Source organism: Paraburkholderia sp. XV (assembly GCF_020177535.1).
Lineage (GTDB): Bacteria > Pseudomonadota > Gammaproteobacteria > Burkholderiales > Burkholderiaceae > Paraburkholderia > Paraburkholderia caribensis.
In genome coordinates this window covers 30,118-54,005 of sequence record NZ_JAGUUD010000002.1, presented here as the reverse complement: position 1 = coordinate 54,005, position 23,888 = coordinate 30,118, and the positions used below count along the sequence as shown (strand labels likewise).

At 62.8% G+C, this 23,888-nt stretch carries 18 protein-coding genes, 1 tRNA gene and 2 riboswitches; of the genes, 12 read left to right on the top strand and 7 right to left on the bottom strand.

Going from position 1 to position 23,888, the window contains the following annotated elements:
• Window positions 1-19: 19 nt before the first annotated feature.
• Window positions 20-1,138: a glycine cleavage system aminomethyltransferase GcvT gene (gene gcvT / locus KFO72_RS01485; protein ID WP_060599505.1), complete on the bottom strand. Its 1,119-nt coding sequence runs from the start codon at window positions 1,136-1,138 to the stop codon at window positions 20-22.
• Between the two features lie 89 nt (window positions 1,139-1,227).
• A riboswitch (glycine riboswitch) is annotated at window positions 1,228-1,368 on the bottom strand.
• A gap of 50 nt (window positions 1,369-1,418) precedes the next feature.
• Window positions 1,419-1,532: riboswitch (glycine riboswitch) on the bottom strand.
• Between the two features lie 253 nt (window positions 1,533-1,785).
• Here gcvT and KFO72_RS01480 point away from each other — a divergent pair.
• Window positions 1,786-2,601, top strand: a complete 816-nt coding sequence (locus KFO72_RS01480) for a hypothetical protein (RefSeq protein WP_225031240.1) — start codon at window positions 1,786-1,788, stop codon at window positions 2,599-2,601.
• A 22-nt stretch (window positions 2,602-2,623) separates the two neighbouring features.
• Here the strand turns inward: KFO72_RS01480 and KFO72_RS01475 are convergent, their stop codons facing one another.
• Together KFO72_RS01475 and KFO72_RS01470 are read right to left on the bottom strand one after the other, a co-directional pair.
• Entirely contained in the window at window positions 2,624-2,983 is a 360-nt protein-coding gene (locus KFO72_RS01475) for a hypothetical protein (RefSeq protein ID WP_060599507.1), read from the bottom strand.
• A 96-nt stretch (window positions 2,984-3,079) separates the two neighbouring features.
• A complete protein-coding gene (locus KFO72_RS01470; RefSeq protein ID WP_060599508.1) occupies window positions 3,080-4,129 on the bottom strand; it encodes an oxidoreductase in 1,050 nt (349 codons plus the stop codon).
• Between the two features lie 337 nt (window positions 4,130-4,466).
• On the opposite strand from KFO72_RS01470, the gene KFO72_RS01465 reads away from it, so the two are divergent.
• A complete protein-coding gene (locus tag KFO72_RS01465) occupies window positions 4,467-6,554 on the top strand; it encodes a UvrD-helicase domain-containing protein (protein WP_060599509.1) in 2,088 nt (695 codons plus the stop codon).
• A 101-nt stretch (window positions 6,555-6,655) separates the two neighbouring features.
• Here KFO72_RS01465 and KFO72_RS01460 read toward each other — a convergent pair whose 3' ends face one another.
• A complete protein-coding gene (locus tag KFO72_RS01460) occupies window positions 6,656-7,594 on the bottom strand; it encodes a c-type cytochrome (protein ID WP_054929295.1) in 939 nt (312 codons plus the stop codon).
• A 341-nt stretch (window positions 7,595-7,935) separates the two neighbouring features.
• Between KFO72_RS01460 and KFO72_RS01455 the strand changes: the two genes are divergently transcribed.
• The 5 genes from KFO72_RS01455 (at window position 7,936) to KFO72_RS01435 (ending at window position 12,233) form a co-directional block, all read left to right on the top strand.
• A tRNA-Arg gene (locus KFO72_RS01455) sits at window positions 7,936-8,011 on the top strand.
• A gap of 194 nt (window positions 8,012-8,205) precedes the next feature.
• Entirely contained in the window at window positions 8,206-9,093 is an 888-nt protein-coding gene (locus tag KFO72_RS01450) for a class I SAM-dependent methyltransferase (protein ID WP_158512151.1), read from the top strand.
• A 23-nt stretch (window positions 9,094-9,116) separates the two neighbouring features.
• Window positions 9,117-10,313 (top strand): aminotransferase class I/II-fold pyridoxal phosphate-dependent enzyme, encoded by a 1,197-nt coding sequence (locus KFO72_RS01445; protein WP_060599523.1) that lies wholly within the window; start codon window positions 9,117-9,119, stop codon window positions 10,311-10,313.
• Window positions 10,211-11,491, top strand: a complete 1,281-nt coding sequence (locus KFO72_RS01440; protein ID WP_225031239.1) for a DegT/DnrJ/EryC1/StrS family aminotransferase — start codon at window positions 10,211-10,213, stop codon at window positions 11,489-11,491. Before KFO72_RS01445 ends, KFO72_RS01440 begins: the two co-directional genes overlap by 103 nt.
• 1 nt (window position 11,492) lies before the next feature.
• Window positions 11,493-12,233: a WbqC family protein gene (locus tag KFO72_RS01435; protein WP_225031238.1), complete on the top strand. Its 741-nt coding sequence runs from the start codon at window positions 11,493-11,495 to the stop codon at window positions 12,231-12,233.
• A 22-nt stretch (window positions 12,234-12,255) separates the two neighbouring features.
• Here the strand turns inward: KFO72_RS01435 and KFO72_RS01430 are convergent, their stop codons facing one another.
• The 3 genes from KFO72_RS01430 to KFO72_RS01420 form a co-directional block, all read right to left on the bottom strand.
• Window positions 12,256-13,230, bottom strand: a complete 975-nt coding sequence (locus tag KFO72_RS01430; RefSeq protein ID WP_225031237.1) for a hypothetical protein — start codon at window positions 13,228-13,230, stop codon at window positions 12,256-12,258.
• A gap of 66 nt (window positions 13,231-13,296) precedes the next feature.
• Entirely contained in the window at window positions 13,297-14,538 is a 1,242-nt protein-coding gene (locus KFO72_RS01425; protein WP_225031236.1) for a DegT/DnrJ/EryC1/StrS family aminotransferase, read from the bottom strand.
• Window positions 14,539-14,746: 208 nt separating this feature from the next.
• Complete coding sequence (locus KFO72_RS01420; RefSeq protein ID WP_176052117.1) at window positions 14,747-16,450, bottom strand: methyltransferase domain-containing protein; 1,704 nt, start codon at window positions 16,448-16,450, stop codon at window positions 14,747-14,749.
• Window positions 16,451-17,008: 558 nt separating this feature from the next.
• On the opposite strand from KFO72_RS01420, the gene KFO72_RS01415 reads away from it, so the two are divergent.
• From KFO72_RS01415 to KFO72_RS01395, 5 genes are read left to right on the top strand one after another with little or no spacing between them, the layout of a single operon-like run.
• Window positions 17,009-17,698 (top strand): glycosyltransferase family 2 protein, encoded by a 690-nt coding sequence (locus KFO72_RS01415; RefSeq protein WP_054929289.1) that lies wholly within the window; start codon window positions 17,009-17,011, stop codon window positions 17,696-17,698.
• A gap of 32 nt (window positions 17,699-17,730) precedes the next feature.
• Entirely contained in the window at window positions 17,731-19,860 is a 2,130-nt protein-coding gene (locus tag KFO72_RS01410) for a tetratricopeptide repeat protein (protein ID WP_225031235.1), read from the top strand.
• On the top strand, window positions 19,857-21,743 hold the full coding sequence (locus KFO72_RS01405) for a tetratricopeptide repeat protein (RefSeq protein ID WP_225031234.1): 1,887 nt from the start codon (window positions 19,857-19,859) through the stop codon (window positions 21,741-21,743). Before KFO72_RS01410 ends, KFO72_RS01405 begins: the two co-directional genes overlap by 4 nt.
• Complete coding sequence (locus tag KFO72_RS01400) at window positions 21,740-22,681, top strand: UDP-glucuronic acid decarboxylase family protein (RefSeq protein WP_098021570.1); 942 nt, start codon at window positions 21,740-21,742, stop codon at window positions 22,679-22,681. The genes KFO72_RS01405 and KFO72_RS01400 overlap by 4 nt, the downstream gene beginning before the upstream one ends.
• A complete protein-coding gene (locus tag KFO72_RS01395; protein ID WP_060599529.1) occupies window positions 22,678-23,883 on the top strand; it encodes a class I SAM-dependent methyltransferase in 1,206 nt (401 codons plus the stop codon). The genes KFO72_RS01400 and KFO72_RS01395 overlap by 4 nt, the downstream gene beginning before the upstream one ends.
• Window positions 23,884-23,888: the final 5 nt, after the last annotated feature.

The following is a 23,888-nucleotide window of genomic DNA, read 5'->3' as shown; positions in this document are numbered from 1 at the left end:
ACGCTCATCGTGTGACCGATCAGCCGACGAGCACTTTGCCGTTGCGCACGAATGGCAGTTTAACCACGCTGGCGGGAAGTGCCTTGTCACGGATCTGAACGTGGACGACATCGCCCGGCTGCACGCCCTTCGGCACGCGCGCAAACGCAATCGATTCCTGCATGGTCGGCGAGAACGTGCCGCTGGTGATTTCGCCGTCGCCTTGAGGCGTGACGACCTTCTGATGCGCGCGCAGCACGCCCGCTGCCTTGCCGTTGTCCTTGTGCAGGATCAGGCCGACAAACGACGACTTCGAACCGTCCGCTTCGAGCTTCGCGCGGCCGATGAAATCGCGCGGCGCGGACAGGTCGACCGTCCATGCGAGGCCGGCGTCGAGGGGTGACACGTTGTCGTCCATGTCCTGGCCGTACAGGTTCATGCCGGCTTCGAGGCGCAGCGTGTCGCGCGCGCCGAGACCGGCCGGGCGCACGCCCTGTGCCTGCAGCGCGTTCCACAGCGCTTCGACGTGATCGGCGGGAACGATGATTTCGAAACCGTCTTCGCCCGTGTAGCCGGTGCGCGCGACGGTAAGTTCGCCAAACGGCGTATCGGTGACGCGCGCGGCGTTGAACGGCTTGAGGGCTTCGCTGGCGGCGCGCGCGTGGGGCACGGTCGCCCAGACTTTTTCGCGCGCATTCGGGCCTTGCACGGCGACGATTGCGTAGTCGCGGCGCGGCTTGATGGTCAGGCCGAAGCCTTGTTCGTCATTGAGCTTGTTGAACCACGCGACGTCTTTCTCGGCCGTACCGGCATTCACGACGACGCGGAAATGATCTTCGCCGAAGTAATAGACGATCAGATCGTCGATCACGCCGCCTTCGGGGTTGAGCAGACAGGAGTAGAGCGCCTTGCCCGGGGTTTGCAGCTTGCCGACGTTGTTCGCCAGCGCGTGCTCGAAGAACGCGCGCACACGCTCGCCCGTGAAATCGACGACGCACATGTGGGATACGTCGAACATGCCGGCGTCGGTGCGCACGGCGCGATGTTCTTCGATCTGCGAGCCGTAGTTGACGGGCATGTCCCACCCGCCGAAATCGACCATGCGGGCATTGAGCGCACGGTGCGTGGCGTGGAGCGGGGTGTGTTTGAGTTCGGTCATCGGGGCCTCGGGGCGTCGCTAAACAGGAAAGGCCATGCGGCGAAACCCCTCGCGGCCTGATCCCATCTCGGGCCAACGAGCGATAACTGCATGCCCCCTCTGTCCTCGATACCTGAGAGATTGCGCTGCCGTCAGCGAGTGCTGATGGGCTGGCGCGCGCCCCTTCGGTGGGCAGCCTGCGCGTGCGGGTTAGTGCACGGGCGCTACTGCCGCTCTCCAGAGTGCGAAAAACGGGCGCTCATTCGAATGAGGTCGTGATGACCGGATGACGAGCGGGTTTTTCGACGCGGTCGGTCCTTTTGCCTGAGAGTTTGCGGGTGTGCCCCTTCGGCGGCGCTGGCTGCTGGGCGTTCTGAAAACGACAGCGGACGGCGCGCTCTCCCGACGCGTGCGGCGAATGTACGCGAGGGCCGGAGGGATGTCAAATCGGGGCGAGGGACCTTTTGGGAAGGCGGCTCGGCGGGCGGCGCAACCCCTCGCACAGTCAAAAAAACCCGGGCTGCGCGTTGCGGTCTGACATGGGGCGCGATCGACCGAACTGGTGCCGGATCTACCGGCTGATCGAGTAATTGGCTTGCCGGATTGCCCCGGATACTTGCAAAACGGCTGCATGCGGCCACTCGTGTCCACCCATCACCATCCAATCGATGACCAAGGCGCACATTTACCAGATCTACTATTCGGATCAGACGCGCAGCGGCCTGGACGAAGGTTTCATTCCGCTCGACAACGTCGGACAGCGGCCCGACTGGCGCGAGTACTGGCCAATCCGCCGCTTTCTGCAAGAGCAGACGCTGGACGACACGGCATTCTACGGTTTCCTGTCGCCCAAGTTCGCCGTCAAGACGAATCTCGAAGCAAGCGACGTTCATGCGTTTCTTGCCACGGTACCGGAATCGACGGATATCGTGTCGTTCTCACCCTTCTTCGATGCGGGTGCATTGTTTACGAACGTCTTTCTACAGGGCGCGCAGGGACATCCGAACGCATGGGGGCCGTTCGATGAAATCGTGCGACTGTTAAAGCCGGGCATCGAACTGAGCACGCTCATCATGGATTCGTCGAACAGCGTGTATTGCAACTACTTCGTCGCGAAGCCGCGCTTCTGGCGGCACTGGCTGGGCCAGGCGGAGATCGTGTTCGGGATCGCGGAATCGAACAGTACACCGCTCGGCAAGGCGCTCAACGCGTCGGGCCGCCACGCAATGGGCGATACGCCCGTGAAAACGTTCCTGATAGAGCGGCTCGTATCGTTGTTGCTCGCAACCGAGAAGCACTGGCAGGTGGCATCGTTCAATCCCCTACAACTGCCGCTGGTGTATCCGGGTTCAGGAAAGGTCGCGCAGGAACTCGTGATGCTGGATGCACTCAAGCGCGCTGCCGTCGGAAGCGGACGCGCCGAGTACATGACCGTGTGGTCTCAGTTGCGCGAGCGCGTCGTGGCCACGATAACGGGGCCCTGATCCCGCTCGCGCCGAAGTGCGATCAGCGGTTGATGGCCGCCGACGCCGTGTCCAGTTCCTGATTCAGCACGCGCTGCTCGTCGCCCGTGAGGCCGCCGCCGTGCTGTCCGGCCATGTCGTGCGCTTCGTGGCGGATCGTGTCGAGCCGGCGGTGCAGCGCGGCGCCGTCGGGCGGCGGAAAGTGACCCTGATTCACGCGCGCATCGATGCTGCGGCCCATGTTGTCGATGCGGCCGTCGACCTGTTCGAGGCGATGCACGGCCATTTCATGTGGATTCGGCGCGCGAGACGGCTCGGCGAGCTGCTGCGACGGGGAGACCACGCACGCGGCGAGCGACGAAACCAACGCGAAACAGCCCAGCGCGCGGACGATATGCTGCATATTCCTTCCTTTCTTTCTGTTTGATCCACATGGATGCGGGAGGGCCACGAAGGCCCATACCTGACGGGTGGCAGCGAAATCGCCGCCCCCCGACTGCTACGCCTCGCGCCTGAACGCCAGCCTCGCCCCTTCCTTCTCACTGCGATCCGCCAGTTCGATGATGGCCATCACGTCCACCGCGTCAGCCGCGCTGACCGGGAACGGCGCGCCATCACGAATCGACGCCGCCAGCGCGCGGTAGAACTCGACGTACGCGCCGTCGCGCGTCGGCAGTTCGCGCTGCACTTCCTGTTCGCCTTCGAGCACGCGCAACGTGCCAGCGTCATTGCCGCCGCCGAAACCGGCGTCGCCCGGACGCAAGCCCGCCTTCAGCTGATCTTCCTGCGTGTCCAGTCCGTATTTCACATAACTGCCGCGCGTGCCGTGGATCGTATAACGCGGCGCGACGATCGCCGTCAGCGCGCTAGCGTGCAGCACCACCTCGTGATTCGCGTAGCCAAGCAGCAGATGCACGTAGTCCGGCGCGCTCGCGTTGTCGCGATACGCCTTCACCGTTGCATAGACCGTTTCGGGCGCGCCGAACAGCGTCAACGCCTGGTCGATCAGGTGCGGGCCGAGATCGAACAGCAGGCCGCCGCCACGCGATGCTTCTTCGCGCCAGCGTTGCCGGATGCCCGGTCGAAAGCGGTCGAAGTGCGATTCGAAATGCGTGATGCGGCCGAGTTCGCCGCTCGCGATCAGTTCGCGCACGGTCATGAAGTCGCCGTCCCAGCGACGGTTGTGGAACGGCGCGAATACCAGCCCCTTGCTTTGCGCGAGATCCGCGAGCGTGCGGGCATCGGCGGCGGAGAGCGTGACGGGTTTGTCGACGACGACATGCTTGCCCGCTTCGAGCGTGCGGCGCGCAAGGTCGAAGTGCGTGTCGTTCGGTGTCGCGATGACGACGCATTCGATGTCCGGCAGCGCGAGCAGCGCGTCGATATCGGCGACGATCGTTGCGTTCGGATAATCGGCGCGCGCCTTGTCCGGCTGGCCCGTGGCGATCGCGGCGACGCTCGCCCGCGAGCAGTGTTCGATCACCGGCGCGTGAAATGTGGCGCCGGCAAAGCCGTAGCCCATCAAGCCAATTCTCAGCGATGAAGACATGCGTGTTCCCTGCAAAACCGGCGCGCCGCGGGGGCGGCGCACAACGTCGCAATTTTGGCATAGCTGCGCAGCGCATCGTGGCGCATCGGGCGGCGCGCGCCGGGAGGATGCCGTCCGAAAGGTATAAGCCGAGGCATCGGAAAGGGCATTCGTGTTAACATCGCGGTTCTCACGCGAACGGCAAAAAGCGCATGGAATCAATTGCGTGGCGCATCGGCGGCGGGTTGGCGGCGCGCCGCGCGGCCACCTGATCCGACGCGTCGCAAGCGCCGTCGCGCTGGATGTTCTCGGGCCGTTCGTAACGAAGCGCCCTCAATCCCTTACTCATCCACACACGATGTCCGCAGGCCTGAATTCCGCCCAAAGCGAAGCGGTGCGCTATCTCGACGGTCCGTGTCTCGTGCTCGCGGGCGCGGGCAGCGGCAAGACGCGCGTGATCACGCAGAAGATCGCGCATCTGATCGAAAACAAGGGCTTCGAGCCGCGCCATATCGCCGCCGTCACCTTCACGAACAAGGCCGCTGCGGAAATGCGCGAGCGCGTGAGCAAGCTGCTCGAAGGCAAGACGCTCACGACGCCCGGCAAGGAAGGCCGCAAGGTGCCCGTCAACCAGCTGACGGTGTCCACGTTTCATTCGCTCGGCGTGCAGATTCTGCGTCAGGAGGCGGAGCACGTCGGCCTGAAGCCGCAGTTCTCGATCATGGATTCCGACGACTGCTTCGGCATGATCCAGGAGCAGGTTGGCTCGACGGACAAGGGCTTCATCCGCAAGATCCAGACGATCATCTCGCTGTGGAAGAACGGCCTCATCATGCCGGACGAAGCAATGGCGATCGCCTCGAATGAAGACGAGCATCAGGCGGCGATCGTCTATCGCAACTACGTCGCGACGCTGCACGCCTATCAGGCCGTCGATTTCGACGATCTGATCCGCCTGCCCGCCGAGCTGTTCAAGAACAACGAGCAGGTGCGCGACCGCTGGCAGAACAAGCTGCGCTATCTGCTGATCGACGAGTATCAGGACACCAACGCGTGTCAGTACGAGCTGGTGAAATTGCTGGCCGGGCCGCGCGCCGCGTTCACGGCCGTCGGCGACGACGATCAGGCCATCTACGGTTGGCGCGGCGCGACGCTCGAAAACCTCGCGCAGCTCGGCAAGGATTTTCCGAAGCTGCACGTCATCAAGCTCGAGCAGAACTACCGCTCGACGGTCCGCATCCTCACGGCCGCGAACAACGTGATCGCGAACAATCCGAAGTTGTTCGAGAAGAAGCTGTGGTCCGAACACGGCATGGGCGACTCGATCACCGTCACCGGGTGCAACGACGAGGAGCATGAAGCGGAGTCGGTCGTGTTCCGGCTGTCGGCGCACAAGTTCGAGCGACGCGCGCAGTTTCGCGATTACGCGATCCTCTATCGCGGCAACTTCCAGGCGCGCATCTTCGAACAGGTGTTGCGCCGCGAGCGGATTCCGTATGTGCTGTCGGGTGGCCAGTCGTTCTTCGACAAGGCCGAGATCAAGGACATTTGCGCGTACCTGCGCCTGATCGCCAATGCCGACGACGATCCCGCGTTCATCCGCGCGATCACGACGCCGCGCCGGGGCGTCGGCAATACCACGCTCGAAGCGCTCGGCGCGTTCGCGGGGCAGGCAAAGGTGTCGCTGTTCGAGGCCGTCTACATGGGCGGCATCGAGGCGCGATTGTCGGCGCGCCAGGTCGAGCCGTTGCGCGTGTTCTGCGATTTCATGCAGCGTCTGCGAGACCGGGCCGACAAGGATGCGGCGACGTCCGTGCTCGACGACATGATGGAAGCGATCCACTACGAAGCCTATCTGTACGACGCATTCGACGAGCGCCAGGCTCAGTCGAAATGGCAAAACGTGCTGGAGTTCCTGGAGTGGCTGAAGCGCAAGGGCACGAAGCCTGAGCCGGCAGCGGGCGCGGAGCAGACCGGCTACGACAACGCCGATGGTCTGGCCGACACTGGCAAGAATCTGCTCGGACTGATTCAGACGGTTGCGTTGATGTCGATGCTCGAAGGCAAGGACGAAGACCCCGATGCGGTGCGGTTGTCGACGGTGCATGCGTCGAAGGGGCTGGAATATCCGCATGTATTTCTGGTTGGCGTCGAGGAGGGCATCATGCCGCATCGCGGCGGCACGGAAGACGACGGCCCGATCGACGACGAGCGCATCGAGGAAGAGCGGCGGCTGATGTATGTCGCGATCACGCGTGCGCAGCGCAGCTTGCATCTGAACTGGTGCAAGAAGCGCAAGCGGGCGCGTGAGACGGTGGTGTGCGAGCCGTCGCGGTTTATCCCCGAGATGGGTCTCGACGAAGCGCCGCCGCCGACACCGGAAGAAGCGCCGATGTCGCCGAAGGATCGCCTGGCGAGTCTCAAGGCGCTGTTGCAGAAGGCCTGACTGGCGCGAACGCGCGCTGTGTGTTCATGCTGAAGGCATAAAAAATCCCCGCTCAAGGCGGGGATTTTTTGTTTGCGCGTTGAACGATGGATGCGCGCTGCTTATTTCGACGCGTTGACCATGTAATCGACGGCGGCCTTCACGTCGGCGTCCGACGCGCTCGATCCGCCTTTCGGGGGCATCGCGCCCTTGCCGTGCAGCGCGTAGTTGTAGACGGTTTCCATCGGCTCCTTCAGGCGCGGCGCCCAGGCTTCCTTGTCGCCGAACTTCGGCGCGTTCAGCACGCCCGCCGCGTGACAGGCCTGGCAGACCTGCTGATACAGCGCCTTGCCCGCCTGCGATGCGTCCGCGCTCTGCGTCGCGCCCGATGCGGGCGCCGCGTTCTGCGGAACATTGGCCATGGCGGCCATCGCGGCGGCGGCCTGCGTGCCTGCTGCATCGGACGCGCCTGCTGCGGCTGCGCCTGATGCCGCTTCGGCGCCGGAAGCCGCTGCTGCACCCGAAGCGCCCGCCGGACCTGCGGCTGGCTGGCCCGGCACAGGCTTCGGCGGATCTGCGAACTTCGCGCCCGCGTTGTTCGCCATGTACGCGACGGCGAGGCCGATTTCGTAGTCGCTGTAGTCGTCAGGGCTCGTGCCGCCGCGCGCGGGCATCGCGCCCTTGCCCACTAGCGCGTTGTGCCAGAGCGTGTCGAAACCTTCGGCGATGCGCGGCGCCCAGTCGGCCGTGTTGGTGAATTTCGGCGCGCCCGCCGCGCCCGCCGCGTGACACGCGGAACACACGGCTTTGTAGACTTCCTCGCCCGTCTTGTAGACGCGTGGCGCGTTGGCGTCGCGGATGTCGACTTTGGCGAGGGGCGCGGTGCGCGCGTCGACTGCGGCGTCGGACAGACCGTCGGTGCCCGCGCCCGTGCGGGTCGAGTTGTCGACGTAATAAGCGAGCAGGACGATGATGACGATGGGGACAGCAAAACCAGCGATGACTGCGGCGATCAGCTGTCCGGGGGTTTTGATCGGGGCTCCGTGTGGTGCTTCGCTCATGCTTGTCTCGTCTCCCGTGGGTATTGTGAGCGGTACAGCGCGACGGCAACAACTTTGTTCTTGATCAGCCACGGACGATTATAGACGGAAGGTTTCGGCGTCGGCGAGCGGGCCCGGGAGGTCTTCAGTAGGCGTTTACGCGAACACTTTGAGCGATTGGGCGGCGTTTAATGCGTGGCTGGCTGGGGCCGGCGGGCTGTCATGAGCCGTTCGGCGGCGCTTTAGGCCCTGCGCACGCCCGCTCCGGTGGACGGGCCGTCCGAAACCGGGTATGCTCTCGGTCTCGCTTTAGCGCCATAACTCGCATCAACTGCGTGATTTTGCAGCGCTTTTTGCCGAATGCGCCCGTAGCTCAATGGATAGAGTACTGCCCTCCGAAGGCAGGGGTTGCTGGTTCGATCCCAGCCGGGCGCGCCATATCTGTGGGGACGTGATCAGCAATTGATCCGTCGCTTCATCCATTCCCCCCAAGCCCTCTATCTCTGCTTTCCGTTCGCGCGATCTACCGAGCGTGCTTGCATCGCGTAGTTCATGCCGCGTGTAGAACCGCCGGTAAAGGTTTTAGCGCGATGCCTCCGGCAGTGCGCCATGCAACAAGCGTTCGTGCCGAAATGGCACCGAAACCCGATTCTTTTCACCTGATTGCCGCCCGGCGATCGCCGCTATGCTTGAGACCATTGAAATTCCGGCGCGGCGATCTGTGTTTGCGGCGCTCAGCAGTGAGTTTGTGCTGCGAGCGCCATTCGATACGCATCGATCGTTCGGCACTAACTCGCGTAATACTCCTTCCTGAATGGCTTGCACGAATGGAATACCCGAAATCCGACTACAAGGAGTATCCGAAGACCCTGCCTCCCGACGACCTTTGGGGACAAGTGCGGCGCACGGTTTACGGAAAGCCGGTATCAGACGACCAGATCCAGATGATCGTCGATTCGATTCGCTCCGGACTCGCTCTGACAGGCGAAGACCGACTGTTGGAACTGGGTTGCGGCAACGGTGCGCTTTCGCAGTTCCTGTTTGACGGGTGCAGCGAATTTGTCGGCGTGGATTTTTCGGACTATCTGATTTCGGTGGCGCAGCGCAAGTTTCAGCGGGCTGGCTTTGCTTTCGTCGCAGGCGACGCGATGGCGTATCTCAGCGCTGAAAGTCTCCCCGCGCGCTTTACCAAGGCGCTGTGCTACGCAATGCTGTCCTATTTGAGCGATGACCAGGCGGAAGCGTTACTGACTGGACTGTCGAACCGCTTCACGGGCATCACGACTGTCTTTCTCGGCAATTTGCCGGATCGCGACCGCGCGCATCTGTTCTTCCCAGACGGCAAGGATTTCAGCCGAGAACTCGACGATCCAGCGTCGCAGATTGGCAAGTGGCGCTCGCCCGCGCAACTTGAAGCGCTCGCCGCCCGAAGCGGCTGGCGCACACGTATCGAACTGATGCCCGAGGATTTCTATCAGGCGCATTACCGCTACAACGCCGTGCTTGAACGTGCACGCTAACCGGATTTTGGGGTAACCAATTCATGTTCGGCAAGACTCAGCCTGCTGATCTCGCAATCTTCGGCGGCGCGCCGCTTTTCGATACGATCCGCTCGATCTCGAATCTGGTGCAGCCCGATGTCGAGCAGTTCCTTTTGTATTCGAAGCTGTTTCATGATGCGCGCCAATATACAGACCATGGGCGCGTCGAGCACATGCTGGAACGTCGGCTTGCCGAATTCCATCAGGTGGAGCATTGCGTCTCGTTCGCCGGGGGCTTCTGGGGGTTGGTGCTATCGATGAAGTGCCTGGCCCTGCCGGGCAAGAATGAAGTTGTAATGCCATCGCTGACGTACCGGCGGCTCGCTGACATTGTGGCGTGGGCCGGTCTGGTCCCACACTTTTGCGAAGTCGACCCTGTCACGCTCGCGATTACCGCCGAGACGGCGGCGCCCTGCATCAACGAGAACACCGCACTGATTCTAGGGGTCCACCCCATCGTCAATTGCTGTGACGTCGACGGTCTCGAGCGACTCTCTGTGCAGACGGGCATTCCGCTCCTGTTCGATGCCGTCGAGTCGGTCTACGAAACCTACCGGGGCCGCAAGGTTGGCTCCTGCGGACGGGCCGAGTGCTTTTCAATGCAGTCCAGCAAGCTATTCAACGCGTTCGAAGGCGGCTATGTAACGACTAACGACCATGCGCTCGCGGCGCGATTGCGCGACATGCGTCACTTCGGCATCCGGGACGATGGTTCGCTCGACGATATAGGCATCGACGCCAAACAGAATGAGATGCACGCCGCGATGGCGCTGGCCGCGATCGACGACGTAGAGGCGCAGGTCCTTCGCAATCGCGACCGCTATCGCGCCTACCAGCGACTCATTCCAGCGGTGCCTGATATGCGTTTGGTGCCGTTCGACGAGAGCGAACGCTGCGGCTACAAGAACATCGTCGTGGAACTGAAAGACGGCTGGCCCGTGAAGAGAGAGCGCGTACTCGCGATCCTGCACGCCGAGCACATGCTCTCGCGTCCGTACTATTTCCCGGCGCTGCACCAGAAACGCGTCGATTACCCGACCGTCGCGGGCGATTTGCGGGCGACCGAGCAATTGGCAGAGCGCTTCCTGATGCTGCCGTGCGGTCACTTCGTCGACGAAGCCGACATCGCGCAGATCGTCGCGCTGCTGGGATTCATTCACAAGCATGCCGTGCAAATCAACGAGCGCTACCCGACATGAGCACAAGCACTTTCACCACTGGCAACCTCGCGGTTCTGGGCGGGGTCCCGGCGCTTCCGCAGCGTCTCGCGTTGGGTCAGCACAATTTCCCGTCCTGGGATCGCTACGAAGCTGCATTTCGGGATATCTTCGCGCGGCAGTACTACACGAATCACGGTCCGCTTGCCCAGGTGCTCGAGGCTCGCCTCGCGGAGCGCCTGCAGGTACGCCATGCGATGTGCTTGACCAACGCCACGATCGGTCTCGCGCTCGCCGCCCAGGCACTCGGGTTGAAGGGTAAGGTCATCGTGCCGGCCTTCAGCTTTGTGAACACCGCACAGTCGCTCGCCTGGGCCGACGTCGAGGTTGAGTTCTGCGATGTGTCGCGCGAAACCGGGCATCTGAGTCCGGAGACTGTCGAGCCGTTGTTGAGAGACGGCATCAGCGGCATTCTGGGCGTCAACCTGTGGGGCGACGCCACCGATGTCGAAGCTCTGCAGGCTCTCGCCGCGCGGCATGGCGTTGCACTCTATTTCGACTCTGCACAGGGGTTTGGGTGTGAGATCTCGGGCAAGCCGCTTGGCGGCTTTGGCCGGCTCGAAGTGATCTCCTTTCATTCAAGCCAGATTCTTGGCTCGACGGAAGGCGCGGTGATCTGCACCGACGACGACGACCTGGCGGCCCATATTCGCAATATCCGCAGCAACTACGGAATGGGACGCCCGGTACCGGTCGGCAAGACCGGCAACGGGCGGCTGTCGGAAGCCCAAGCCGCGATTGCACTGATGAATCTGGATGATCTGCCGGAACTCATCGCGCGCAACCGTCGCGTGTTCAATGCATATGAAGCGTTGTTGCGCGACGTGCCGGGCCTGCGACTGAGAAAACCGGAGCAGGTCAGCGCGAGCAATTTCCAGAATGTTGTGTACGAGATGGACGCGAGCGCGTTCGGCCTGTCCCGCAATGCGCTGATTGAGGTACTTCGCGCGGAGAATATTGAAGCCGCTGGTGACCGGGGCCTCGGCGCGCAGCGCGGCGCGGCCAGCGTTGTGCTGCCGAATACCGGGTATTGGTGTGACTCGATCCTGCAGTTGCCAACGGGCGCGCAGGCAGATGAAGCGGTGGTCGAGCGTATCGCCACGGTGATACGAACGGCGCAATGTCACTCCGCGCGCATTGCAGCAATACTCGGAGCCTGATGTGAAGCTCGGCATCATGCAGCCGTATTTCTTTCCGTACCTGGGGCATTTTGCACTGATTGCCTGCACGGATGCGTGGGTGGTATTCGACATCACGCAGTACACGCCCAAGACCTGGATGAATCGCAATCGGGTCTTGCATCCGAAGGAGGGCTGGAATTACGTCAGCGTGCCGTTGTCGAATTCGACGATCTCGATCAAAACTAGCGAGGCACGCGTACTCAATCTGGCGGACACACGCCGCAGCGTGCTCGGCAAGCTCAGTCACTACCGGCAGAAGGCGCCGTACTATCGCGCTGTTGATGAGTTGGTGAAGGCCGCGATGGCGGATGACACGATTGACCAATTGACGCATCTGAACGTGCGTGGGTTGCGTGTCGTCTGTGACTACCTGGGACTGCCTTTCAACTACCGGATTTGCTCCGAACTCGACTTGCGCTTGCCGGAGAAGCTTCCGCCGGGCGGATGGGCGCCCGCCATATGCTCGACGCTAGGGGCGAGCGGGTATGTGAATCCCGTCGGGGGACAGGCCTTGTTCGACCCGGATGACTTTGCGTCACGCAATATCTCGCTGGAGTTTCTGTCCTTCGAGCACTTTACGTATGACACTGGCACGTACCAGTTCGAACCCGGTCTTTCGATTCTCGACGTCCTGATGTGGAACTCTCCACAGACGGTCGTCGATGCATTGCGTGCCGGCGCGACGCTGCTCCCCCCAACAGCCCGCAATAGCCCGCAATAGCCCGCAATAGCCCGCAATAGCGTTATGCGGCAGCTTCGCGCAGCGCGGCTATCACCAGATCGATTTCGCTTTCTCCATAACGCTGATCGCACGGCAGCGCGAGGCATTCGGTTGATAGCCGGAACTCGAGGTCATTTGGCGTGCCGCTGCGGCCGCGCGTGTTGGGCCAATATTTCGCGACGAAGATACGCTGCTCCGACAAGGCGGCGTGCAGATCCGTCCGATGATTCCAAAAGGGGTAACAGAGCGGCGCCCGCGCTCGCGCGTCGAGCGATGTAAGTGCATTCGCGTTGCCAAGCAGCCGGTGATAGCGCGCGAAATTCTGCTTGCGGCGCTCGAACGCGGCGGCATAGTCGATATGGGCGAGCAGGCGTTGCGTGAGCGTGGACATGCGCTTCGGACGCTGACCTCGCAACGTGGCGCGGGCCATCCGAATGCCTTCATAGCCCGCTTCGGGTCCTTTATCGATACGGATCAGCAGTGGCTGCAAACGCTCGATCGAACTGCCGTCCTGCTCTTCGGGTTCCGGAATGGGCAGATCGGTTATCAGATAGCCGCCGTCTGGAATGCCGAAAAACTTGCGTGGGGAATACAAAGTTGCGAGGCAGGCAGTCGGAGGAGAAAAGAAAGCCTGCGAATTATCGATCACGACCTGCGTGGGCGGAAATTGTGAGAGAACCCGTTCGACCTGGGCGTCGCATACGCCGAAATAGTTGACGTAAAGCAGCCAGTCATTTTCGCCAAGGACGATGTCTTCGGCGATTTCGAAGTGCTCGTCGATCTGGTATCGATGAACCGGGATGCCCGCCATTGCCGGCGGTTCGAGCATCGTTTCGCAGTTGTACCACGGCATCCAGATACGTTGAGGCGGGTGCGCCGCGAGCAACGCCAGAAGCGCGGCGCGGGCGGACTGGAAGCGCTGCGCACCGGGGTAGCGTTCGCCGTTGCCAGGCGGCAATTCCAGTTCAAGGTATCCGCCGATTGCGTCGCGATTCATGGTCCTGCCTCTGAGGTTCGAATGGTCGTCGGGCAGGCGCCGACTTCGTCACTGCCAAACATCCGTTCAGCTCGCTCGACGATTATGGTGCGCGCACGCAAGGATCACGTCGATGATCCGATCCTGTTCGCTTTGCTCGAGCGCCGGGAAGATGGGCAGGCACAGCACCTGGCGCGACAGCTCCGTAGAAACCGGCAGGTTGTGCGCCCCGGAGGAAGGCAGACCTCGGTACATCGGGAACTCGCTGATAAGAGGATAAAAATAGCGGCGGGCGGCGATCCGGTGCGTCCTCAACTCACCGTACAGTTCGTCGCGGTCGAGTGGAAACTCGGGCCGGACAAGCAGCGGGAAATATGAGTAATTCTTAGTGCAGTATTCGGGCACCTCATGCATGGCAAGGCCGGGCACGTTGCGAAATGCCCGGCGGTAACGCTCGTCAATGAGCGCGCGTTGTGCAAGCACGCGATCCATGTACTTCAATTGCAGGAGGCCGAATGCGGCCTGTACCTCGTTCATCTTTCCGTTGATGCCAGGCGCCACCACGGTCGTTTCGTCGACGAAGCCGAAATTCTTAAGATTGTCGATGCGACGCTTGGTCCTCTCGTCCCGGCAGATAATTGCACCACCCTCGAACGTGTTGAACACTTTTGTGCCGTGAAAGCTCAGCACCGACATGTCGCCGTATTCGAGAATCGAGCGATCGCGAATGCGAACGCCAAAGGCGTGGGCTGCGTCGTAGATGACACGCAGGCCATAGGTATCTGCGATCGTTTCGATACGCTCCACATCGCACGGATTTGCGTACACATGGACCGGCAAGATTGCGGTGGTCTGCGGCGTGATGGCCGCTTCGATCCTTTCCGGATCGAGGTTCATGGTGACGGGGTCGATGTCTGCAAATACCGGTTTGATGCCATTCCAGTGCAGCGCATGAGTCGTAGCCACGAAGCTGAACGGTGTCGTAATCACTTCGCCTGTGATCTTCATCGACTGCAACGCGGTAATGAGCGCCAGCGTGCCGTTGGAGAACAGGGAGAGGTGTTCGATGCCGAGGTACTCGCACAGTTGCTTTTCGAGTTCCCGATGGAAGACGCCGTTATTCGTTACCCATTTGCGCTCCCAGATTTCCTCGAGGTACGGCTGAAATTCGTCGAGCGGCGGCAGGAAGGGCTGCGTGACGGGGATCGGGCTGCCGGGCGCGCCGAGTCCGGACACGCTATGCGAGGCGTGGCTGGCAAGCGCCCGAGCGTCTGGCTGTGCCGGGGCTTCCACCGCGTGAGGATGGGCAAACAAGGTATCGGTGGTCATGAAAGGGATCCGCCTCTTGAGTCGATTTCGTCCGTGCTCGCGCCTCGGAGCAGGAAACTTCGCCTTCAATCAGGGTCGAAGGCGGGCTATTTCAAGTTTGTCACCGACGCGTAAGAGACAGTCGGTGAATTAGCGGGGCGAACACGTGTCAATTCGGCGAAAAGAGGGCGGGCATGCGTTGGCGTCCCTGCAAGTCCAACCACCCGGCTCAGTTCAGGAATGCCGGTGCGGGCCCCTTTGCGAAGAGGAAGAAAGGCTCGCGTTCATTGCAGCCCCAGGCGTTCGGGTCGATATCGCCAAGCACCGTCGTGTGGGGATACAGGTCGCCGTTCAATCCTGCTGCGCGAATGCGGCTGAGAAGATCGCTGCCGAAAAGGCGCACGTGATCACCTTGCCCGAAGTACCGCGTGGCAAAAGGCTTGGACGGGAAAACATTGAGCTCAAACGTGTGCTTGAGTAACGGCGAATAGGGCGTTTGCGCGACAAGATGGCCGCCTGGTGCGAGGCATCGGGTGAATTCGGCGAGCGCTGTATCCGGCCTGTCGACGTGCTCCAGCACATGATTGCAGACGATCAGATCGAAGTAGCCGTCGGGGTAGTCGATCCGCTCGACGTTGATCGCACGGTGGTCGGGCTTTTGTGGAGAAAGATCCCCAGCGACATATTCGAGCGGCGCCAGCGCGCGTACGCGCCGCTCGATCCCGGCCTCGGGCGCAATGTGCAGGATGCGCTTCTGGGCGATGCCTTTGAGGATCTGCGCCCGATCGAGATACAGCCATAGATGCCGCTCGCGATCGTTGCAGTTGCAATGCGGGCATAGATGATTTTCGAGCGTGGAGCCGACCGCACCCATCTGCTGCATGAAGTCGCGGCTGCTATTTGCTTCGGGGTGGGGTATCCAGCCATCAACCGGAGTCTCGCAGACCGCGCAGAATTTTTGTGCTGGCGAGGCCGAGGCTGCCTTCCTGCGGGCTGCTATACGCGTGGTCAAGGCCTTGCGCGCGTGAGCGAGGTCTGCCTGGAACTGGACCGAATCAAGCAACTCGAGCGGATTGCTTTCGACCAGTTCGTCGAGATTGGCGGCAAAGCGCGCAATCTCTGGCAACGGAACGGCCCAGTGCGTATAGAGTTGCGCGAGTTGACGTTTCACAACTTCAAGCGCGGCGCCGCTCAGATGTCCAGCAGCGGCCTCACTACGTGCGATCAGTTCCCATTCGTACAGTCCTGCGCTGATATGCGGGCTGAACTGATTGGAGGCCTGTTCGGCGTGCCGCCTGAACGCACTGAAGTATCCGCCGACGGCGACGATAGGCGCCTGCTCGGACGCGTTCAGATATGTCGCCACATCGCCAAGGTAGTCAAGTCGCTGCGACCGGTATTCGAATAGTCGCGCCGGATCGAACCGCTCACGATCGAGCATGACATTGCTCGGCTCGCCGATGAAGTTGTTCATCCCGCCCACCATGTTTTGGACCAGGAAGCCACGTTCAATGCGGGCGATCTGGCCATCAGCGAGCAGGCGCGGCGGGGCCGACGTCACCTTGTCGTCGGCGTCGACGAACACCCGCTCGTGAAAGGCCAGCAGCGAATCCGGGTTGGCACGCAGCCCGGCGACCAGCGTCTCAACGGAGGTCGGCAAGAGGATGTCGTCGTCGAAGAGAAACTTGATGTATTTGCCTTTCGCGCGCTCCCACAGTGCAAGGATATTGCGCGTGCCCTTCTGAAAGCCGTGGTGAAAGTAGTGGAGACGAGCGTCGCTCACACCTTTGACGATTCCTTCCAGATTTCCGTCGGGCGTGTCGTCGCCCACGAGAATCTCAATGTCTGTGAATGTCTGATGCTGCGCGCTGATGATCGCCCGCACGAGGTATTGCGGTTTGTACGCAGGTATCAAGATACTGACCGTTGCCATTAAAACGAACTCTCCCGTATTCAGTCTGTTGTGGGCGTCACGGCTTTGGTCGGCTGCAGGCCGTTGAGTAGCCTGTACGCGAGCACGGTAGACGCAGCCTGTCAGCGATGCGTCGAGACTACCGCTGGTTGCCGCGCCTTAATCCGGGAAACAGACCACTATTTGACGCTTAATTCGCAGGTCTCAACGTGAAGGCCGCGTGTCACGGGCTTCGCAAACCTGATCAGAGGGCGCATTTGCGTTTTTGCTTGCGCCCATGTCGCGCTTGGGTTTCGCGCCGGCGCCGTCAATCCAGCTGTCAGTCCGCTTCTAACGCGCGTGCTGGTCGAGGTTTGGCCGTTTGAACAGTACGGGGAATAGCGACCGTTTACATGGCCTTATCCATCGATCAAGCGCGGCTTGTAGCAACCAGAATGGCGGCAAGGTTCATGCGTCGCGTGATCCGAAGTTTGGTGTCGGGGCGGCAGCGGCGTAGCTTCCTGCGTGACGACAGCATGCACCCGTGCGGGCGCGCCCCGCTGTTGCTGGATCATTCGTCTTTTCCTGGATTTTCCTTTCATGAAGCCCATTCGCCTGGTTTGCGGCACGCGCGCCTCTTACGACGATTTCCCGCAGAAGACCGCGCTCGGCCGGTCGCTTTCGCTGTTCCGTCACGCGAGCCCGCCGCAGTTGATGCTGTTCGACGACAACCGGGCCGGCCTTTCGTCGATCTACAACTACGCGATCGAACAGTCCCGCAACGACCCGGCGATCCTCGTCTTCCTGCACGACGACCTGCATCTGTGCGACTTCTACTGGATGGACCGCATTCGCGACGCCGTCACGCAATTCGACATCGTCGGTCTGGCGGGCAACACGCGCCGCTTGCCTGGCCAGCCGTCCTGGTACTTCAGGGACGCGTCGTTCACACGCGACGACGCTCAATATCTGAGCGGTGTCGTCGGACACGGCAGCGGATTTCCGTGCACGAACATGTCGATCTACGGGCCGCCCGGCCGCGAATGCAAGCTGCTCGACGGCCTCCTGCTCGCCGCCGATAGCGAGCGCCTGATCGACAGCGGCCTCACCTTCGACGAGCGCTTCGACTTCCATTTCTACGACCTCGATTTCTGCCGCCAGGCAGAGTCGCGCGGACTGCGCATGGGAACGTGGCCGATGAGCGTCGTCCACGAAAGCGGCGGATCGTTCGGCACCCCCGCGTGGCGCGGCGGCTACGAGCGCTACATGCAGAAGTACATGGGCGTGTAAGCGCGTCGTTTCGCGTCACGTCAGGATCCCCGATGCAAGCGCCTGCCGACCACGAATCCCGCTCAAGCGGCGACGTCCAGATGGACGGGACGGCGCACGCGCCGTCGTCGGCTGCGCCCGCATTCGATGCCGCCGCCGTGCTGCAAGCCGCATTCGCGCATCATCAGGCGGGCTGCACGGCCGAGGCCGCCGAGTGCTACAAACTGATTCTCCAGCACGACGGCGCGCATGCCGACGCGCTGCATTTTCTCGGCGTCCTCGTGTGCGACGTCGGCAACCTGCCGGCCGGCATCGACCTGATCGAAAAGTCGATCCAGCTGCATCCGAACGCGATCTACCTGAACAATCTCGGCAACATGCGCGGACGCGCAAGCAATCATCAGGGCGCGATTGCTGCATATCGTGCGGCGCTGTCGCTCGCACCCGATTACGCGGAAGCGCACAGCAACCTCGGCCATGCGCTGCGCCAGGCGGGGGATTCTCTGGCCGCGGTCGGCAGTTGCACGCGCGCTGTCGAGCTCAAGCCGGAGTTCGCGCAAGCCTGGATCAACCTCGGCAACGCGTTGCTGGATCTGGGTAGCGACGAAGACGCGCTCGGCAGTTACATCAAGGCGCTCGCGCTGAATCCGAATGACGCGAACGCACACAACAACGTCGGCAACATCCTGGAAAAGTACGGCCGCGCCGCGCGCGCCGCCGAGGCGTACCGGCGCGCGCTCGCGCTGGAACCGGGGCGCGCGCCACTGCACAACAACCTCGGCAACGTGCTGCGCGATCAGGGCTTGCTCGATCAGGCGACGGCCAGCTACCGGCAGGCTGTCGCGCTTGATCCCGGCTTCGCGCAGGCGCACAGCAATCTGCTGCTGTTGCTGAACACGCGGCCCGATGTGAGCTTGCGCGAGCAGTTCGATGAAGCGCGGGCGTTCGGCGAGCGTCAGTCGGCGAAGGTGCTGCGGGTCGGGCATCCGCCGCACGCCAGCGAGATAAAAAAGCGCCTGCGCGTCGGCTTCGTATCCGGGGATCTGAACTCGCATCCCGTCGGCTTTTTCCTCGAAAGCGTGCTCGGCCATCTCGACCGGGAACGCATCGAACTCGTCGCCTACGCGACGCGCCAGCGCGACGACGCGGTATCGCAGCGCCTGATGCCGCACTTCAACGCGTGGCACGACGTCTCGCGGCTCGACGACGAAACCTGCGCACGCCGCATCCGCGACGACGCGGTCGATATTCTCGTCGACCTGTCCGGGCACACGAATCACAACCGCCTGCCCGTGTTCGCGCGGAAGCCCGCGCCCGTTCAGGCGACGTGGCTAGGCTACTTCGCGACGACGGGCCTCGCGTCGATCGACTACGTGATCGCGGATCGCCACGTGTTGCCGTCCGACGAGTCGTCGCAATTCGTCGAAGCGCCATGGCATCTGCCCCACAGCTATCTGTGCTTCACGCCGCCGCCTTTCGATATCGAGGCCGGTCCTCTGCCCGCCGGCGCACACGGCGCGATCACGTTCGGCTGCTTCAACCATCTGGTGAAGCTCAACGATGCCGTCATCGCGTTGTGGTCGCGCGTGCTCGACGCCGTGCCCGGGTCGCGTCTGCTGTTGAAGACGCGCCAGCTCGACGATCCAGCCGCGCAGCGCGCCACGCTCGAACGGTTCGCCGTGCACGGCATCGACGGCGCGCGTCTGCTGCTCGAAGGCCAGTCGCCGCGCGCCGAACTGCTCGCGGCCTACCAGCGCGTCGACATCGCGCTCGACCCGTTCCCGTATGCGGGCGGCACGACGAGCGTCGAAGCGCTATGGATGGGCGTGCCCGTGCTGACGCGCCGCGGCGAACGCTTTCTGTCGCACGTCGGCGAAAGCATCGTGAACACGACGGGCTTGCCCGAATGGATCGCTGTCGACGACGCCGACTATCTGAACAAAGCCGTGCGCTTCAGCTCGCAGCGCGATGAACTGGCAGCGCTCAGAAGCACGTTGCGCCAACGTCTTCTGGCTTCGCCGCTATGCGACGCGCCGCGTTTCGCGCGGCATCTCGAAGATGCATTTCACGGCATGTGGGCGCGCCACGCCGCATGCCATCACCCCAACAGCGGGCTGCCCGCCCAACCGGATCGACATTCATCAGGAGACGCCCGCCAGCACGCGGAGCGCAATTTCGCATGACAGACTTCAATCAGAATCAGAACGGCTCGTGGCAGCGCATTCCGACGCCTGCCAATCTCGGTGCGGCGTCGCAGCCGCAAGCAGCGCCCGACGCGGCGGCGCGGGCGCAGGTCGCGTCGATGTTGCAGACGGCCGTCGAGCAGCACGAGGCCGAGCGCTTCGACGAAGCGGAAACGCTGTACCGCCAGATTCTCGCAATCGATCCGAACCACGCGGATGCGATGCATCTGCTCGGCCTGATCGCGCATGAGTTCGGCCAGTACCAGACCGCCTGCGATCTGATCATGGCGGCCATCACGCGCAATCCGCAGGCGTTCTATTACTACAACCTCGGCAACGTGATGCAGGCCAACAACCGGCCGGCCGCCGCCGCCGAATGTTTCCGCCAGGCGCTCGTGCTGCAGCCGGATTACGTCGACGCGCACAACAACCTCGGCAACGCGCAGCGCGCGCTGAAGGATCATCACGGCGCTGTGCAGTCGTTCTGTCAGGCCATCAACCTGAAGCCGGATCACGCGCGCGCCTACAACAATCTCGCGAACACGCTGATGGAACTCGACGAGCTCGAGGCCGCCATCGAAGCGTGGCGCAACGCGATCGCGCTGCGTCCGGATTTCGCGGAGCCGCGCAGCAACCTGCTGTTCGCGCTGAACTATCAGCAGCAGACCACGCCGCAAGCGTATCTGGAAGAAGCGCTGCGCTTCGGCGAAGCCATGGAGGCGCGCGCGCAGCCGTTCACGACGTGGCTCGCCGACAACACGGGCTCGCGCGCGGACCGTCCGCTGCGTGTCGGCATCGTGTCCGGCGATCTGAAGAAGCATCCTGTCGGTTACTTCATCGAAAGCGTGCTCGCGAATCTCGATGCTTCGCGCGTGCAGCTGGTGGCCTACCCGACGCGCGATGTCGAAGATGAACTGACGGCGCGCATCAAGCCCGCGTTCTCCGCGTGGACGAGCATCGCCGGCGTCGGCGACGAAGCGGCCGCGCAGCGCATCCGCAACGACGGCATCGACATTCTGATCGACGCTTCGGGCCACAGCACCTATAACCGTCTGCCGCTTTTCGCATGGAAGCCGGCGCCTGTGCAGGTCACGTGGCCGGGCTACTTCGCGAGCACGGGCGTGCGCGCGATCGACTACATCCTCGGCGACGCGCATGTGCTGCCGGAAGCGGAGGAAGCGCATTTCGTCGAAAAGCCGTGGCGCCTGCCCGACAGCTATCTGTGCTTCACCCCGCCCGCCGAATCCGTCGAAACGGGCACGCTGCCGGTGATCGCGAACGGTCACATCACGTTCGGCTACTTCGGCAATGTGACGAAGGTCACGGATCATGTCGTCGCCGTGTGGTCGACACTGCTGCAGAAGGTGCCGGGCGCGGTGCTGTTCCTCAAGTCCGGCCAGTTCGACGACGCGCACGTGCGCGATTCGTTCGTGCGCCGCTTCGCGATGCGCGGCGTTCCGGCGACGCGGCTGATTATCGAAGGGCGCTCGGCGCGCGACGCGTACCTCGCCGCCTACCGCCGTGTCGACATGATGCTGAGCCCGTTCCCGTACGGCGGCGGCACGACGACGGCCGAAGCGTTCTGGATGGGCGTGCCTGTGCTGTGCCGGGGCGGCGATCGCTTCGTCACGCACATCGCAGAAACGATGTGTCACACGGCAGGCCTCGCCGACTGGATCGCCGCCGACGATGCCGCCTACGTGGACAAAGCCGTCGCCTTTGCCGCGGATCGCGAACGGCTGTCGGTGCTGCGCGGCAGTCTGCGCGCGCAACTGCTCGCCTCGCCGCTGTGCGATGCGACGCGCTTTGCACGCAATCTGGAAGCCGCGCTGCACGGCATGTGGGAAGCGCGCGTCGCGCAGGTCGCGGAGGCGGCGCAGTGAGTGCAAAGTCGGTGCTGATTACGGGCGGCGCGGGGTTTCTCGGCTCGCATCTGTGTGACCGGCTGGTGGCAGCCGGTCACGACGTGATGTGCGTCGACAACTTTCACACAGGCAGCAAGCAGACCGTTCACCACCTGATCGGCAAGGTGAATTTCGAACTGATCCGCCATGACGTGTGGCTGCCGCTCTATGTCGAAGCGGACCGCGTGTTCAACATGGCGTGCCCGGCGAGCCCCGTGCATTACCAGAGCGATCCTGTATCGACGGTGAAGACGGCCGTGCTCGGCGCGATCAATATGCTCGGGCTCGCGAAGCGTTGTGGCGCGCGCATCCTGCAGGCATCGACAAGCGAAGTGTACGGCGACGCGCAGCAGCATCCGCAGCCGGAAACGTATTGGGGCAACGTGAATCCGAACGGCCCGCGCGCGTGCTATGACGAAGGCAAGCGCTGCGCCGAGACGCTGTTCTTCGACTATCACCGGCAACACGGCGTCGACATTCGTGTCGCGCGAATCTTCAATACGTACGGCCCGCGCATGCGTCCCGACGATGGCCGCGTCGTCTCGAACTTCATCATGCAGGCGCTGCAGGGCGAGCCGATCACGCTGTACGGCGACGGCAGCCAGACGCGCTCGTTCTGCTATGTCGACGATCTCGTCGAAGGACTGATGCGCCTGATGGATCACGAAGGCGAGCCGGGGCCGTTCAACATCGGCAATCCGAGCGAGATCAGCATCCGCGAACTGGCGGAAACGGTGCTGCGTCTGACGGGTTCGCGCTCGCGCATCGAATATCGGCCGCTGCCGTCGGATGACCCGGTGCAGCGGCGTCCCGACATCGCAAAGGCCCGCCAGCATCTCGACTGGGAGCCGGGCGTGACGCTCGAAGACGGTCTCAGGGAGACCATCGCGTACTTCAAAAAGGTAGTGAAGCAATGAGTTGCGATCTGATCGAAGCGGTTTGCCCTGTTTGCTCGAACACCGTCGCCGCGCGCTTTTTTCCGGCGGGCGAACAGACACTGGCGACACTCGCGTGGCCCGGCTCGGCGGATGCCGCGCAAGCGCTGCCGCGTCATGCGCAGGATTTCGTGCAGTGCCCGTCGTGCACGCACGTGTGGAATCACCGCTTCGAGTACGACGCCATTCCGTATCAAAGCAATCCGAACCGGATGTTCAACAACGGCAGCATCTGGAAAGGCCATCTCGCGGACACGCGCGATCTCGTGCTGTCGCGCCTGCCCGATGCGCCGAACGTCGTCGAAATCGGCTGCGGCGAAGGGCACTTCGTGCGCGGACTCGCGCAGGCACGGCCGGGCGGCCGCTTTATCGGCTTTGATCCGAATGCGACGCCTGAGACGGGACTGGGCGTGGAGTTTCATCCGCGCCTGTTCGAGCCGCTCGCCGACATGAAAATCTTCCAGCCAGACGCCGTCGTGATTCGCCACGTGCTCGAGCATCTGACGGAGCCGGCGCGGCTCATCGAAGCGCTGGCGTGGGGCGCCGTATCGACAGGCAGGGACAGCTGGCTGTTCGCCGAAGTGCCGTGCATCGACCGTGTGTTCGACACGCAGCGTCTCGCCGACTTCTTCTACGAGCATGTGTCGCACTTCACCACGGATTCGTTCCGCGCGCTGATGTCGCGCGCCGGCGAAATCGTCACGCTCGATCACGGCTACGACGGCGAAGTCGTCTACGCGCTCGTGAAACTCGCGGTGCCTGCGCAGGCGCGCTCGCGCGCGGAAGCCGCGACGCGTTTTGCCGCGCGCACCGTCGCGAGCCGCGCGGCCATCGCGCAGCAGTTGTCGCAACTGAGCGCGTCGGGCAAGCGCGTTGCCATCTGGGGCGGCACGGGCAAGGCGGCGGCGTTCATCCATCACTTCGGCGCGGATGCCGAGCGCTTTCCGCTGGTCGTCGATTCGGACCCGGGCAAGGTCGGCACCTTCGTGCCCGGTACGGGACAGCGGATCGAGTTCCGCGATGTGCTGAAGCAAACCGATGTCGACGTGATCGTGATTCCGACTCAATGGCGCGCGCGCGACATCATTGCCGAAATGACGCGCGAAGGCATCGCGACGAAGAGCGTGATGATCGAGCACGATGGCGGTCTCGTCGATTTCTTCGCACAGTCGCATCCCTATTGAAGGCG